At 33.0% G+C, this 15,415-nt stretch carries 13 protein-coding genes; 6 read left to right on the top strand and 7 right to left on the bottom strand.

Annotation, left to right across the window (positions count from 1 at the left end):
• Positions 1-25 precede the first annotated feature (25 nt).
• Both Q1A73_RS20175 and Q1A73_RS20170 read left to right on the top strand, forming a co-directional pair.
• Positions 26-418, top strand: a complete 393-nt coding sequence (locus Q1A73_RS20175) for a PUR family DNA/RNA-binding protein (RefSeq protein WP_299609354.1) — start codon at positions 26-28, stop codon at positions 416-418.
• A 102-nt stretch (positions 419-520) separates the two neighbouring features.
• On the top strand, positions 521-3,034 hold the full coding sequence (locus Q1A73_RS20170; protein WP_299609351.1) for a M14 family metallopeptidase: 2,514 nt from the start codon (positions 521-523) through the stop codon (positions 3,032-3,034).
• Positions 3,035-3,182: 148 nt separating this feature from the next.
• Here the strand turns inward: Q1A73_RS20170 and Q1A73_RS20165 are convergent, their stop codons facing one another.
• Together Q1A73_RS20165 and Q1A73_RS20160 are read right to left on the bottom strand one after the other, a co-directional pair.
• Positions 3,183-4,049, bottom strand: coding sequence for an alpha/beta hydrolase (locus Q1A73_RS20165; protein ID WP_299609349.1), 867 nt, complete (start codon positions 4,047-4,049; stop codon positions 3,183-3,185).
• Between the two features lies 1 nt (position 4,050).
• Positions 4,051-4,515: an Mpo1-like protein gene (locus tag Q1A73_RS20160; RefSeq protein WP_299609347.1), complete on the bottom strand. Its 465-nt coding sequence runs from the start codon at positions 4,513-4,515 to the stop codon at positions 4,051-4,053.
• A 91-nt stretch (positions 4,516-4,606) separates the two neighbouring features.
• Between Q1A73_RS20160 and Q1A73_RS20155 the strand changes: the two genes are divergently transcribed.
• On the top strand, positions 4,607-5,164 hold the full coding sequence (locus tag Q1A73_RS20155; protein WP_299609345.1) for a thioredoxin family protein: 558 nt from the start codon (positions 4,607-4,609) through the stop codon (positions 5,162-5,164).
• A 10-nt stretch (positions 5,165-5,174) separates the two neighbouring features.
• Here Q1A73_RS20155 and Q1A73_RS20150 read toward each other — a convergent pair whose 3' ends face one another.
• From Q1A73_RS20150 to Q1A73_RS20130, 5 genes are all read right to left on the bottom strand, one after another.
• Positions 5,175-5,696 carry a YfiT family bacillithiol transferase gene (locus tag Q1A73_RS20150; RefSeq protein WP_299609343.1) on the bottom strand — a complete coding sequence of 174 codons (522 nt, stop codon included), beginning with the start codon at positions 5,694-5,696 and terminating at the stop codon, positions 5,175-5,177.
• Between the two features lie 5 nt (positions 5,697-5,701).
• Entirely contained in the window at positions 5,702-6,427 is a 726-nt protein-coding gene (locus tag Q1A73_RS20145) for a hypothetical protein (protein WP_299609341.1), read from the bottom strand.
• 339 nt (positions 6,428-6,766) lie between these two features.
• On the bottom strand, positions 6,767-7,699 hold the full coding sequence (locus Q1A73_RS20140; RefSeq protein ID WP_299609338.1) for a peptidylprolyl isomerase: 933 nt from the start codon (positions 7,697-7,699) through the stop codon (positions 6,767-6,769).
• Positions 7,700-7,846: 147 nt separating this feature from the next.
• Entirely contained in the window at positions 7,847-8,644 is a 798-nt protein-coding gene (locus Q1A73_RS20135) for a hypothetical protein (protein ID WP_299609336.1), read from the bottom strand.
• A complete protein-coding gene (locus Q1A73_RS20130) occupies positions 8,641-9,207 on the bottom strand; it encodes an RNA polymerase sigma factor (protein ID WP_299609333.1) in 567 nt (188 codons plus the stop codon). The genes Q1A73_RS20135 and Q1A73_RS20130 overlap by 4 nt, the downstream gene beginning before the upstream one ends.
• Before the next feature lie 101 nt (positions 9,208-9,308).
• Here Q1A73_RS20130 and Q1A73_RS20125 point away from each other — a divergent pair, with 101 nt between their 5' ends.
• The 3 genes from Q1A73_RS20125 (at position 9,309) to Q1A73_RS20115 (ending at position 15,387) form a co-directional block, all read left to right on the top strand.
• Entirely contained in the window at positions 9,309-9,872 is a 564-nt protein-coding gene (locus tag Q1A73_RS20125; protein ID WP_299609330.1) for a hypothetical protein, read from the top strand.
• A gap of 62 nt (positions 9,873-9,934) precedes the next feature.
• Positions 9,935-12,667: a CHAT domain-containing protein gene (locus Q1A73_RS20120; RefSeq protein ID WP_299609327.1), complete on the top strand. Its 2,733-nt coding sequence runs from the start codon at positions 9,935-9,937 to the stop codon at positions 12,665-12,667.
• Entirely contained in the window at positions 12,664-15,387 is a 2,724-nt protein-coding gene (locus Q1A73_RS20115; protein WP_299609325.1) for a CHAT domain-containing protein, read from the top strand. Before Q1A73_RS20120 ends, Q1A73_RS20115 begins: the two co-directional genes overlap by 4 nt.
• Positions 15,388-15,415: the final 28 nt, after the last annotated feature.

Here is a 15,415-nt window from a genome sequence, read left to right as displayed (position 1 = left end):
ACTAATTAATTAAGAAATAAGGATTATGAGCGATAATGAAATGTTGGATAAAGAGGAAATTTTCTCAAAAGTTTTAAGAGCAGGTAGAAGAACCTATTTCTTTGATGTAAGATCGACAAAAGCAGGGGATTATTATCTTACTATTACAGAAAGTAAAAAATTCACTAACGATGACGGATCTTTTCATTACAAAAAGCACAAGATCTATTTATACAAAGAAGATTTTGCTGGATTCACTGAGATATTAAATGAAATGACCGATTTTATCGTTAATGAAAAAGGTGAAGAAGTAATCAGTGAGAGACATCAAAGAGATTATCAGAAGTCTTATGACCACAGTGCGGTATCCGCTTCGGTTAATGAAGAAGTTACTGCTTCTACTGAAAGTTTTACAGATGTAAGCTTTGACGATATATAAGAGCAATAAGTTATGTTAAACTTATGCAAACCGCTTCAATCTCTGAAGCGGTTTTTTTTATTTTCGACAGCATTAAACTCAACAATCGCAGATATCATTCCTATGAAGTACTTCTTATCTATCATTTTTTCAATTTTATCACTTTCTTCTTTTGCTCAAAAAAATCTTTCGTTAGACTATTATTTACCAAAAGATGTATCTTATAACCCTAACATTCCCACTCCACAGAGTATTTTAGGTTTCGTTCCCGGTAAATGGCATGTTACACATGATAAGTTGGTGGAGTACATGAAAAGTTTAGCAAAAGCTTCATCTAGAATTACTATTGAAGATCGCGGAAAAACTTTTGAAGACAGACCTCTTATTCTTCTAACCATTACTTCAGAGAAAAACCATCAGAACTTAGAAAAGATTAGAAAAGAACATCTAGAACTTACAACAAGTACTTCTAACACAAAAGATATCTCATCGATGCCCGCTATTGTATACCAAGGACTTTCTATTCATGGTAATGAACCAAGTGGATCTAACGCAGGTTTAGTAGCAGCGTATTATCTTGCTGCTGCCCAAGGACCAAAAATTGATGAGCTCTTAGAAAATGTTGTTATTTTATTCGACCCATCTCTTAACCCTGATGGCTTGCAGCGATTTTCTTATTGGGCGAATACCAACAAAAGTAAAAACATTAATCCTGATCCACAGGATAGAGAATATAGCGAAGTATGGCCAGGAGGAAGAACGAATCACTACTGGTTTGATATGAATCGTGATTGGTTGCCTGTACAATTACCAGAATCTAGAGCTCGAATAGCTACTTTTCATAAGTGGTATCCTAACGTCTTAACGGATCATCATGAGATGGGAACAAATAGCACGTTTTTCTTTCAACCAGGAATACAATCAAGAACCCATCCATTAACACCAAAATTAAATCAGGAACTCACAAAGAAAATTGGCAACTACCATGCAGATGCTTTAAATAAAATTGGGTCTTTATACTATACCGAAGAAAATTTTGATGACTTCTACTACGGAAAAGGATCTACATTTCCTGATATCAATGGAGGAATAGGTATTTTATTCGAACAAGGGAGTTCTCGTGGTCATGCTCAGGAAAGTGACAACGGAATACTAACATTTCCTTTTACCATTAGAAATCAGTTTACCGCGATGTTATCGACCTTAGAAGCTGCCAAATCTATGCGTACTGAGTTATTGCAATATCAAAAAAACTTCTACTCTAACGCGCGCAGAGAAGCAGAAAATGGCGCTTATCTTTTCGGAAACGAAAAAGATGCAGCCTCTGCATATCACCTAGCCGAAATCCTAAAAAGACATCAAGTTTCATTTTATGAATTAAAAAATGATATCTCTTCTAATGGTAAAAAATTCAAAAAAGGATATAGTTATGTAGTACCAAAAAATCAAAAGCAAAGTCGCTTGATCAAAGCTATGTTCGAGAAACGCACTAAGTTCCAAGACAGTCTATTTTATGATGTGTCTGCTTGGACATTCCCACTAGCTTTTAATTTGGATTTTAGCGAAAGAGCTTCTACTACAGAATTAGGTAATGAAGTTACAAATTTGGAGTTTAGAAAACCTACGGTAATTGCAAAAAGTAACTATGCCTATCTTATGGAATGGCATGAGTACTATACTCCAGCGGTTTTATATAAGATTCTTCGTAAAGGATTAAGAGCTAAGGTAGGAATGACACCTTTTTCTGTAGAAAACAAGAACTACGACTATGGAACTATAATGATTCCTATTCAGAATCAAAGACTAAGTGCAGACGAACTCCATACATTTTTACAACAGCTAGCCGCAGAAAATCATGTGGATATCACTGGAGTTTCAACCGGTTTAACTTCAGGAATAGACCTAGGAAGTAGTCAGTTTAGAGCATTAAGTTTACCAAAAATAGCATTGTTAACAGGAAATGGAATTACACCTTATGACGCTGGAGAAATATGGCATGTAATGGACCAACGTTATAACATCCCGCTTACAAAACTAAATACAGAATCTTTAGAAAGAAGAGGGTTATCCAGATATACTCATATCATTCTCCCAAACAGCTGGAATCAAAGCATGAGTAAGAATGTGATCGACAAAATAAAAACTTGGATCAGAAATGGAGGAACTCTCATTGGATATAGAAATGCCGCACAGTTTTTTAAGAACAATGAGCTCATGAAAATTGAGTTTTCTAAACCTGAAAATGATGCTAAAAATATCTCTTTCGAACAACAAAGAGATTTCTTCGGAGCGCAAGTAATTGGTGGTGCTATTTTTGAAGCAAAAACAGACAGATCTCATCCTATCAACTTTGGTTACAAGAATAATAAAATTTCCCTTTTCAGGAATACTACATTATTCATCAAACCTGATAAGCAGAGCTACAATAATCCCATTCAGTATACCAAATCTCCTTTATTAAGCGGATATATTAGTAAGAAGAATTTAGACTCATTAGCAAGCACAGTTCCCTTTAGACATCAAAGTTTAGGTAGAGGAAATACTATTTTATTTACAGACAATACTAATTTCAGAGCATTTTGGTATGGCACCAATAAATTACTAATGAATGCTATATTCTTTAGTGATGAAATGTGATAACGTTCACATTTTCATCTAACAAATACTATTAGACAGAGCAGTTTTTAAGTGCCGTTTGGCGGATGAAGTCTTTTAGACTTGGACAACCTTAATATTACTATACATATTTCGATAGTAAAAATAAGTTCTTTTATTTTACGAAGTGTTACGGTAAGCTATTTCTAAACTCTAAATAATGATGCAACACTTCATTAGGAGCTTCTGTTTGAGGATAGTGCCCAATAGTTTCTAAAATTACCACATCTGCATCAGCAATATTCTCCTTGTAGAACGTTGCCATATGCTTCCCGGAAATCGGATCTACACCTCCATTAATTAGTCTTTTCGGAATATCTGTATATTGTAAAGCTTCTCGCCAACGGATTTTATAAACCTTTCGTTCCTTTAAATACTTAATAAGCTTTGGGATTACATTTTTACCAGAATTATAGGCTATCGTTTCCCAAAAGTCATCAATTTCTTGTTCACTAACCTGAGTTTTCTTTCCAAATATTTTTTTAAAATTTTTAGCCAAAGTATGGCGTCCCATAAAATACTTCAACAAACCTCCTAGTGGTGTTAGTAATAATTTCTGCGTAAGTGTAGGAAAATTAGTTTCGGGAAACATACCCCCGTTTAAAAAACAAACAGAATTAATATTCAAAGGATACGCATCCTTCTCTCTTGTTCTGGCCAACATTTCCTGAACCACCGTATCTCCATAGTCATGAGCCAAAATATGGAATGAAGAAATCCCTTCAGAAAGTAAAAACGCTTCCCAAATATCTACCTGAGCACCTATTGTATAAACAAATTCTTCAGGTTTAGATGAAAAACCAAAGCCTAACATATCTATTGCATAAACCTGATAACTATCAACTAAACGATCCCAGATTTTATGCCAATCCCAGGAAGAAGTCGGAAAACCATGAACTAGAATTAAAGGATCTCCTTTACCTTCTTTTTTGTAGAAAATTTCATGATTTTTATAAGTAAAATATAATCCTGAATTCTTCCAATCCTGTAAATTCATATTATTTTTTCCCGAACATTTTTTGGATAACCCATCCTGGACCGATCAGTAAAAATTGAAGATCCTTAAGAAAAGAAGGCTTTTTCCCTTCTAATTTATGTCCGTAAAACTGACCTAACCATGCCGCTACAAAAATCCCTAAAGAAACCATCCATAAGGGAGCATATTGACCTATATAATAATTAGCAATGATACAGAGTGCGGAAAAAATCAAAATTTGCAATGCCATTTTTACTGATAATCTTACATAAAAGAACAGCACAAATAGTAATACTACAAATGCCCAGTTTTCTATAAACTGGTTATTTCCTGGGATTACAGAAGCTAAAAATCCATTAGGAATACTCATTAAAAGTCCTACGATCGAAAAATAAATAGCTGGAACACAAATAAAATGTATAAGGATATTTGTTTTATTTTGATGACTTACAGCATACTCCGCAAACCAAGTTTCTAAAGTTCTCATAATTTTATATTTTGAAATGTAACTAAGATAATAATTTTTAGACTTATAAAGTATAATATTGTAATTTCGAAACTTCATAAAAACAAAGATTATGGCACGTACACCTTCTAATATGCTTCCATTAGGCACGATAGCTCCTGATTTTACCCTTGTTGATGCTGTTACTAATAATGCAACCTCTCTAGATGATATTAAAGGTGAAAGAGGTACTGTAATCATGTTTATTTGCAATCATTGTCCTTTTGTAATACATGTAAACGAAGAAATTGTAAGAATTGCCAACGATTATCGGGTACAGGGTTTTGGTTTTGTTGCTATTAGTAGTAATGATATCGAAAACTATCCTCAAGATGCTCCGCAATTTATGTGGAAAACCGCACAGAAAAATAATTATTCGTTTCCATATTTATATGATGAAAATCAGGAAGTAGCAAAAGCTTATGATGCTGCTTGCACGCCTGATTTTTACCTTTTTGATTCAGAATTAAAATTGATCTATCGTGGTCAGCTAGACGATTCTAGACCTGGAAATGGAATTCCAGTGAACGGTCGTGATCTTAGACAGGCTTTAGATGCCGTATTGCGCAATGCAACCGTTTCCGAAGTTCAAAAACCTAGTATAGGCTGTAATATAAAATGGAAGCAGTAATAACAACCTTTTACATTTCAATTCCCGCAACAATCTGAAGATGTGCCAAGTGATGATTACCATGCCATGCATAGATTCCAATATCTTCTGCTAGCGAGATAACAACATCTCCTTCGGGATGAATAAATGATTTCTCTAAATCTTCTGAAGACAATCCTTTTAAAAAATACACCCATTTCGCATGCAATGCTTTAATCATATCTAGCGAGAGATAAATTGGAGCAGATTTGGTATCGAACAATTCTGCCCATCGATCCTCATAATAAGCTTTTATTACAGGATTCTCCTCGGTTAGAGCCCATTTAAAACGGATATAGCCATTATGATGGCTATCATGAATATGGTGAATTACCTGTCTTGCTGTCCAGCCCCCTGGTCTGTAAGGAGTTTCTAATTGTTGTTCGCTAAAATCAGCAACAAGCGTCTCTATTTTACTTGGTAAGTCTTCTATATCCTGTATCCAATTTGTAATATGTTCTGTTGTTATTTTGGACGGACACTCAAACTGCCCTATAGGGTATTGAAGATTCATAGCATTTATTCGATTTTTTTATAAAAAACTAAACTTGCAGATGCATCTTGCAAATCTTTTACTACCAATTCTACAGCGTTCAAAGATTCGATTTCATATCGATAAACATACTGATCTTTTGGAGAGGAACAATACATTACATCATCCTTTATTTTTACTTTTAACCGTTTCAGAAATTTTCCATCCCTAAAATTAAAACGTATAGTTTCTTCAAAAATCATATGCTCATCAGGAAACTGAACATTTACCCATTTCCCTTGTAACGCTTCATACGTATTTCTGTTTTTGAACTTATTATCCAATAAGGCTTTCATTCGCAAACTATAAGAAACGAAGGTTTCTTCTGGCTTTATATTTTTTACAGCATTTCCAGAAACTACTTTATAGATTTCGCTTCCTTTATCAAAAAAGTGTTTTGATTCAAATTTGGTAAACGCATTAGAATAATCCATGACTACAAGACCATCAGCATTTTTAGTTTCCATATACTGACGTTGTTTGTAGTTTACATGTATGAGTTGATCATTCCAAAAATAGAACACAGTAATCACCATCGCATTAGGCATTCCTATCTTACGAATAATCTTCTTTAGGCGTTCATGCTCATAATATCCATTAAGCTCTGCTCCATGATCTGCTATTTGATCTAAAAATTCCTCTGGATCCAGAGAAAAAACATCAGATTCCATATAGCTATCTATAATTTCTATCTGGTCTCTGATAGCTGCCATGGCTTCATTATTATCTTGTGTAAAAGAGTAATTTATACAACAAAATGTTAAAAAAACGATTAGTATCCACTTCATAACTATCCAAAATCGGGGTTTCTTTATTGGTTTATTATCCCAAAAAGGGTTGTAAATATCTAAATTATAGACGGGAAAGTTTACTCTTTTTGGAAAAACTTCCAAATTTTAGAAAGGAAATTAACATTTGACACTTCAAATCAAGTGTTAATTATGAGTTAAAGTGACTTTTTTATGTAGGGTAGTCAACTTTCTAGAAGAAAATAAAAAACCTCTGAATACATTTTCAGAGGTTTTTCTATAGTCAAACTATTAAAAATTATGCTATTTCACAGCCATCAATTCTACATCGAATATAAGTGTAGCATTTGGAGGAATAACACCACCTGCACCATGCTCTCCATATCCTAATGATGGTGGTATTACAAAACGAGCCTTATCCCCTACTTGTAATAATGAGATTCCTTCATCCCATCCAGGAATTACTTGTCCCATACCCAATGAAAAATCAATTGGCTGGTTGCGTTTGTAAGAAGAATCAAAAACAGTTCCGTCTGTCAAACTTCCTTTGTAGTGTACGGATACTGTCTTTCCTTTTTCTGCCTGAACACCATCTCCTTTTTGAATGATTTTATATCGTAAACCACTCTCTGTTTTATCAAATCCAGCAGCAACCTCTTCTAGTAATTGCTCTGCAGCTTTTTTAGCAGCAGCTTCTCTTTCAGCTTTAGCACCGTTAAACTGTCTGAAAGTTTCTACAGCATTAAAATTTTCTGCTTCTGCTCCTACTCGCAAAATCTCTAAAGAATCAATAGTATCTCCCTGTGCAATGGTATCCACAACATCTTGTCCTTCTACTACTTTTCCAAAAACAGTATGCTTACCATCCAACCAAGCAGTTTCTACATGTGTTATAAAAAACTGACTTCCATTAGTTCCTGGTCCTGCATTTGCCATAGATAATACTCCTGGTCCATCATGCTTTAAATCTGGATGGATTTCATCATCAAATTTATAACCAGGTCCACCAGCACCTGTTCCCTGTGGATCTCCTCCTTGAATCATAAAATCAGGAATTACTCTATGAAATTTTAATCCATTGTAATAAGGCTTTCCTTGTGGAATAGCTTGGTTATCCATGTTTCCTTCGGCCAAACCAACAAAGTTTCCAACCGTTCCTGGAGTTTTTTTATACTCTAGGTTCACAAGGATACTTCCTTTTGTAGTATTAAATTTTGCGTATAATCCGTCTTGCATAACTGCGTATTTTTAAGCTTGTTAAAATTTGAGCTGCAAAGATAGGTAATTAGGTAGTTTTTATCCTATAAAACAGTCGATTGTTTAGCAACATAATCCTATGGAATTCATACGCTTTTAAAGCATTCTCATATAACAAAATATTGGCTAATCAATCATATCCAATAATTCTTGTGCTTCTTTATATTTATAATTGCTATTATTATCTAAGATAGTTTGCAATGTCTGTTTAAGTTTTGTTTTATTTTTTTGTTTTAAAAAGACTAAAGCGCGATACCATTTTGCCTTTTTAGCCTGCAAAGTATTTGAATCTTCCAACCGCTTAAACTGTACTAAAGCACGGTCAAATTCACCCAGTTCTATGTAAGCAATACCATTATAAATATAACTTAACGGGTTTATTGTAGCTTCTTTTTGATGGTATTCTGAAAAAGATTGAGTGGCCTCCTCATATTTTTGAGCTTCGAATAACAATTGAGCTTCTTCCAATAATTTGTGGGCATCCTCTCCTCTGGTTACAAGAGAAGGTATTTCATCTAAATGTATGTACGAAGCATATAATTCTTCGTAATTCCTATCCTTAAAAACAAATAAAGAAACTGTAAGTAATACCGCAATAGATGCTGCAATACCAATAAACCAAAATCTTCTAGAATTTACACTGGTTCGGTTTTCCGTGATCACTTCATTGATGGTAGCTTTTATATCTGAAGCTTCATCACTCTTAAAAAAAGACTGTAATTGTTTTGCCTGATCTGTCTTTAATATGTCTTCATCCCCTTCTGCCCAACTTTCATTTCCATACATTGCAAACATCTCTTTTTGCAATTTAAATTCTTGAGCAAGTGCTGCATCTGTGCGAAGTCTTTCCTCGAACGCTTGTTGTTCTGATATTGACATATTACCACTTAGGTAATCATCAATTTCTATCGGATAATCCTTCATAATTCTTTGATTTGGTTAAATCTACTATCTTTTTTAATCAATTTTGTCAACTGTGACTTACAATTAAAAATACGTTGTCTTACCACATTATCACTGTTGTAACCAAGTTTTTCTACAATTTCTTTATAGGGTACTTTGTTAAAAAACATTTGTAACAATTGCTTACAGTTATCAGATAACTCGGCTAGTTTTTCCTGAAACAATTCCCATTTTTCCTGTTCCAGTGTTCCCATGGTCAAGTCTTCTGCTTCTTTATCACGTTCAACAATCTCATTATTTGTTACTATCCGTTTTTGTTTATTTAGGTCTCTACGCCATAAATTTCTACAGGCCACATAGAAATACCCACTAAACGAACCTTCAACAGCGAATTCTTTAACCCGATATCTGGCAATTAATTGCATCAAAGCTTTCTGAAAAACATCTTCTGCATCACTAATGGTACCATTATTCTTTAATATAAAACTTCTTATTTTGGGGAATTGGTTTACATACAAATCTTGTATAACTTTTTTATCACCCGCTACGAGAAGTTTTAGTTGATCTTTTTCATTTATAGACATTAAGAGATCTTTAACGTTAAATTTTTTTTACTTTCGCGTAGTAACATTTATTAGGTTCGGGGAATATACTAATGAATAATGAAAACAAAAAACATTTAAAAATGAAAAAAATCACATTACTATTGATAGTTGCAGTTTTTGTAATTGGAATACAAAGCTGTTCTACAGAACAAGAAGAAGTACTTCTAGAAGAAAGCCCAACAAAGGTAAAAAACAATATACCTGAAAATGCAGTACATTTTAGAAGCAAATCTAAAAAGGGAATTGACATATTACCCATTGGAGAAATAGATTGGTATACGTCATTCTTTGTTAGACATCCTATTGGAACAACTTACCAACAAAGAGTTTCTCATGCAGACAACATAGGTACTCAAATTTTCGATGACTTTTATGTAGTTTTTGATAACGGTTGTGATTATGTTGACGAATGGTTTGTGCTTTGTAAAGGCTGTGGAGCTCCAGGAACAGGAGGAGAAACGGATAATACTACAATAAATAGAGAGGAACTTAACCCAGATGAAACTATAACAGCGGATGACGGATTATTCCTTGGCGATGATATTGAGAGGTATGGAGATTGCGCAGACGTACCCATCTTTGTGAAGGATACAGATATCATAATTATTGATAATGATGAAAACTCCTGCTTAATTTGTGATTAGCGATGAGGATACTTTATAAAAGAAACACTATCAACCAAAAGAGATCAATATTATGGTCTCTTTTGGCTTTTTTATTTTATTTTTCACTACCTCTAACTATATCAGGACAACAAATATCATTTGCCTTAGATTCTATTCATCAATTAAATCCAGAAGATGATCATGGTAATATCCATCTATACGACTCTCTACTTGCTCATTATAAAAAAACAAAGAATTATACTCAATTAGGATCGGATGCACATCAATTAGCCAAATGGCTATCCAGAGAAGGTAAATTAGACAAAACGATTGAAGTATTAAAAACTGGTATAGCAGCAAGAAAAATAGCAGTTCCTTTTAATCCTGAATTATTAAAAAGAAGTTATGGAAATCTAGGTTACTACTATAATGTAAAAAGGGAATATAAAAACGCCATGAAAACATACATTAGTATGATAGCAGTGGAAGAAACTTCAATTTTTAATGAAATTGCTTATTTTCAACTAGGAGAACTTTACAACAGATTTGAAGATCCCTTTAGATCTATTGACTACTTCTCCAAAGCATTATCCATATATCAAACTAAAAATGATCATAAGAAATTAATTCAAATTCATTATAAGATTGCTTCAGTTTACAGACAAATAAAAATGTATGGTTATCAAGAACAAGATCCTAACATTAAAGTCCTTTTTAATCACATTAAATCCGCTGATTCGCTAACGAACCTTCTTCAAAAACCGAGTTTATCGGATTTATTCACACCTCATTTAGAATTAGGAGTTTTTTATTTAAACGACACCAATACTCCAAATCAAAAAAAGGCCATATTTCATCTTGAAACTGCGTTGAAATATGCCCAAGAAATGAAAAATGAAAGATTTATAATAGGTTGTTACATTAATTTAGGAAACTGTTATTTACTTTCTAAAAACTTTAAAAAATCCGAAGATTACTTTGCAAAAGCTATTGATTTGAGCCAGAAAAATAATTATTTAAAAGGAATTGCTTATTTAGGTAAGGCTCGATCCAATGCTAAAAAAGAGAAATTTTCTGATGCCCAATTGAACTATAAAAAATCAATTGAACAAATTTTAAAAATTAAAGATATCAAAAATTGGAATCTAAATTTAAAAGATATTACAGATTCCAATCACAAAGAGGTTATTCTTAATCTATTATACCTTAGTAAACGTGATTACCTTAAACAGGCTAAACAAGGTAAAAACTTAAAGGTATACGATACTGTATTAAGAATGATAAAACTAGGTGATTCCTTAGTAGACCATATAATCCAAGAGGATGTTTCTTTTAACACAAAATTAGAAGCAAGGGATAGTGGTTCTGAATTTCATAATATGGGCTTAGAAGCCTGTTTGCACACTGATAACCTAAATGATGCTTTTTATTTGATGGAAAAAAGCAAAGCGGTGTTACTAATGAATGATATTCAACAACAAATTATAGCTTTACCTACGGATGTTGCATCTAAAAAAGCAAATTACGAGCGTAGAATCCAAAAACTACAAAATGAACTGTTACTTGCTGTAGATAGTGAAAAAGATTCATTCACTACAACAATTAAAAAGATAAAAAAACGATATACTCGCTTTAAAGATTCTATTGAACTAATACACCCTGAATATAGTAAACCTAGTAAAACCCCAAAAATTTTACCACTTTCTGAGGTTTCAGTTAAAGAAAATGAAGTGATCATACAATATTCTATGGCAGAAAGATCAGCTGGAGCTTTACCTCATGCCTATGTAATGACACTTACTAAGGATACACAAAAAATGTTTGAGATCTCTAATGTCGATATATTAATTGAAGATATCAAAACCCTCAGAAAACTATTAAACCAACCTTTTAAAACGGCAGAGGACATTGCCATCTATAGAAAAACATCCAATGATATCTACAAATCTTTATTTCCAGAAGAAATAAGAGCAGTGCTCAAAGGTAAAAAAGTAACTATCATACCTGATCACATGCTTGGTATGATTCCTTTTGAAGCCTTGGTAACTAATCTAGATAATAATACTTATCTCATCGAAGATTGCGAAATTGATTACGCTTTTTCACTTACCTTCCAACAACAAAATGCTAAGATATCCAGAACAGCAGGGCAGGATTTTTTGGGTATTGCACCTGTAAACTTCAAACAAGAACTTACACCTTTACAAAACAGTAACAAAGAGATTACGGCGGCGAATGCATTTTATAATGGAGATTTATTATTGGATCAAGAAGCTACCAAAGAAAACTTTATTAAAAAGATCAAAGATTATAAAATCCTACATCTCGCTACGCACGCAGATGCCTCGGATTCTATAGCTCCATGGATCGCGTTTAGAAATTCGAAACTCACGGATTTAGAACTTAATTCATTGCAAAGTCAGGCAGAATTAGTTGTATTAAGTGCATGCAATACCTCTTTAGGAAAAATAAGCCGTGGCGAAGGTATTCTGAGTCTTGCCAGAGGTTTTTTTAAATCGGGTGCTAATACCGTGATCCCATCTTTATGGAGTACCAATGATAAGGCGATTGCTACGATCACTGCTGATTTTTATAAAAACCTAAGCGAAGGGCAAACCAAATCGGCAGCTTTACGGACTGCAAAACTAAATTATCTACAAAACAACACAGATGCAGAAGCATCACCCCATTATTGGGCATCAATGATCCTTATTGGAGATACAGGAACATTGTTGCCACAATCTAATGATTTATGGATGTTTTTGTTAGGATTTGGGATTATCGCAGCGATTGCATTAAGCTTGTACGTTTACAAAAGAATAACCCGAGTATGATAAGAAATCTTATACTTTATTTTTTCTTATGGTTGACTACATTAATTTGTAATGCACAACAAATTTCATCTGCTTTGGATTCTATTCATCAATTGAATCCGGAAGATGATTACGGTAATATTCATTTATATGATTCTTTAATTACGTATTATAAAAAAACTAAAAACTATACGCAGTTAGGATCAGATGCACATCAATTAGCAAAATGGTTGGTTCGTGAAAATCAATGGGATAAGGGTATTGAAATTATAGAAACAGGAATAGCAGCACGAAAGAAAGCAGCACCTTTCAATCCAGAATTACTAAAAAGAAGTTATGTGAATCTTGGAAATTATTATACAATTCAAAAAAAATATACTAAAGCAATACAAGCCTATGAAAATATGCTTAACATAAAGGAAAGTACTATTTTTAATGGACTATCGTATACAAGACTAGGTGTAATTTATAAGAAACTAGAAGATCCTCATCTAGCAGTTGAACATTACTCAAAAGCCTTTGAATTATATCATCCAGAAAAGGATAAAAAGAGAATCATAACAAATCATATTCGAATATCTGAAGCTTATTCTAGCCAAAAAATAGTAAACAATGCTAATAAAAGTTTACATCACTTATTAGCTGCTGATTCTTTGATTAAAACTCAAAAGAAACCGAAATTAATAGATTTATATTCGGTAAATCTAAATCTAGGGGCTGTGTATACCCGAGATTTCTTCCTTAATCACGAAAAGGCTCTACACTATTTCAAAGAAGCATTAAAACAGGCATTGGAATTAAATAACGAAAGATCTATTGGAATAAGTTATATTAATATGGGATTTTCGAATTTGGAATTAAACAAAATTGAGGCTTCTAATAATTGTTTCGCAAAATCTTTAGATTATTTAGATGATAGTATAGATTTAAGAGCTCCCTATTTTTTAGGATTAGCATTTATAGCTTCCAAACAAGAAAACTATAATCTAGCACAAAAATTCTATCAAAAATCACTCGCTGATATTTTAAACTATCAAGGATCTATTGAATCCTGGACTCCTGAATCTAAATCATTGCAAACTTCCAATAATAAAGAAGATATCATAGAATTATTCTATTTTAAAATAGTTGACTATTTAAAACAAGTAAAGCTTGAAAACAATGATGATATTTACGCAGAAATACTTAAAACTGTTAGATTAAGTGATTCTTTAATTAACTATATGACAGTTGAAGATTTTTCTTATGACACCAAGTTATTATCAAGAGATCTAGAATCAGAAATAAATATTATGGGATTAGAAGCTTGTCATCAAACAAATGATTTGGAGACAGCTTTTTATTTAATGGAAAAAAGCAAGGCAGTTTTATTAATGTTTACGATGAATGATCAAAGTACATCGTTACCTCACAAAATATTATCCAATAAAGTTAACTATAAAAATGCAATAGAAGATTTACAAAGTAAAGTGCTAATTGCTATTGATAAAGACAAGGATTCTTTAATAAAACTTCTCAATAAAGAAAAAGAACAATATAGCATATTGAAAGACTCTTTAAGCGCCAAGTATCCTGATGATGTTTCTAATAATAAAATACCCAAAATATTAGAACTATCAGAAGTAGAAGTTCCAGAAAATGAAATCATTATTCAATATGCCATGGCAGAGAGAAGAGCAGGAGAACTTCCTCATGCATATATGCTAGTTTTTGCTAAGGATAGTCAAAAAATGTTTAAGATATCCAATATAAAAACCTTAATTGATAATATCAAAACGCTCAGAAAACTCTTAAACCAACCTTTTACTACGGCAGAGAATATTATTACTTATAAAAAAACATCCAATGATATCTACAAATCTTTATTTCCAGAAGAAATAAGAGCAGTGCTCAAAGGCAAAAAAGTAACTATCATACCTGATCACATGCTTGGTATGATTCCTTTTGAAGCCTTGGTAACTAATCTAGATAATAATACTTATCTCATCGAAGATTGCGAAATTGATTATGCTTTTTCACTTACCTTCCAACAGCAAAATGCTAAGATATCCAGAACAGCAGCGCAGGATTTTTTGGGTATTGCACCTGTAAACTTCAAACAAGAACTTACACCTTTACAAAACAGTAACAAAGAGATTACGGCGGCGAATGCATTTTATAATGGAGATTTATTATTGGATCAAGAAGCTACCAAAGAAAACTTTATTAAAAAGATCAAAGATTATAAAATCCTACATCTTGCTACACATGCAGATGCATCGGACTCTATTGCACCATGGATTGCGTTTAGAAATTCGAAACTCACGGATTTAGAACTTAATTTATTGCAAAGTCAGGCAGAGTTGGTAGTATTAAGTGCATGCAATACATCTTTAGGAAAAATAAGCCGTGGCGAAGGTGTTTTGAGTCTTGCCAGAGGTTTTTTTAAATCTGGTGCTAATACGGTCATTCCATCTTTATGGAGTACCAATGATAAAGCTACTGCTACGATCACAGCTGATTTTTATAAAAACCTAAGCGAAGGACAAACCAAATCAGCAGCCTTAAGAACGGCAAAACTAAATTATCTACAAAGCAATACCGATGCAGAAGCATCACCACACTATTGGGCATCGATGATCCTTATCGGAGATACAGGAACATTGTTGCCACAATCTAATGATTTATGGATGCTGTGGATCGGATTAGTTGCAGTACTACTTTTGTGTTTGGTGTATTTCTTAGTTAAAAAAACAAGATAATCGTTAGTGCCTCCAAAAATTCGATTGT

The sequence above is a fragment of the uncultured Aquimarina sp. genome, from assembly GCF_947492115.1.
Lineage (GTDB): Bacteria > Bacteroidota > Bacteroidia > Flavobacteriales > Flavobacteriaceae > Aquimarina.
The sequence above is the reverse complement of the archived record's forward strand: the minus strand, read 5'-3'. Positions and strand labels throughout refer to the sequence as shown.

Excerpts from the sequence above, each read along its gene's own strand:
- Q1A73_RS20145 (WP_299609341.1), bottom strand. The coding sequence starts at position 6,427 with ATGGCAGCTATCAGAGACCAGATAGAAATTATAGATAGCTATATGGAA.
- Q1A73_RS20130 (WP_299609333.1), bottom strand. The coding sequence starts at position 9,207 with ATGTCTATAAATGAAAAAGATCAACTAAAACTTCTCGTAGCGGGTGAT.
- Q1A73_RS20155 (WP_299609345.1), top strand. The coding sequence starts at position 4,607 with ATGGCACGTACACCTTCTAATATGCTTCCATTAGGCACGATAGCTCCT.
- Q1A73_RS20160 (WP_299609347.1), bottom strand. The coding sequence starts at position 4,515 with ATGAGAACTTTAGAAACTTGGTTTGCGGAGTATGCTGTAAGTCATCAA.
- Q1A73_RS20165 (WP_299609349.1), bottom strand. The coding sequence starts at position 4,049 with ATGAATTTACAGGATTGGAAGAATTCAGGATTATATTTTACTTATAAA.
- Q1A73_RS20115 (WP_299609325.1), top strand. The coding sequence starts at position 12,664 with ATGATAAGAAATCTTATACTTTATTTTTTCTTATGGTTGACTACATTA.
- Q1A73_RS20170 (WP_299609351.1), top strand. The coding sequence starts at position 521 with ATGAAGTACTTCTTATCTATCATTTTTTCAATTTTATCACTTTCTTCT.
- Q1A73_RS20135 (WP_299609336.1), bottom strand. The coding sequence starts at position 8,644 with ATGAAGGATTATCCGATAGAAATTGATGATTACCTAAGTGGTAATATG.
- Q1A73_RS20140 (WP_299609338.1), bottom strand. The coding sequence starts at position 7,699 with ATGCAAGACGGATTATACGCAAAATTTAATACTACAAAAGGAAGTATC.
- Q1A73_RS20150 (WP_299609343.1), bottom strand. The coding sequence starts at position 5,696 with ATGAATCTTCAATACCCTATAGGGCAGTTTGAGTGTCCGTCCAAAATA.
- Q1A73_RS20125 (WP_299609330.1), top strand. The coding sequence starts at position 9,309 with ATGAAAAAAATCACATTACTATTGATAGTTGCAGTTTTTGTAATTGGA.
- Q1A73_RS20175 (WP_299609354.1), top strand. The coding sequence starts at position 26 with ATGAGCGATAATGAAATGTTGGATAAAGAGGAAATTTTCTCAAAAGTT.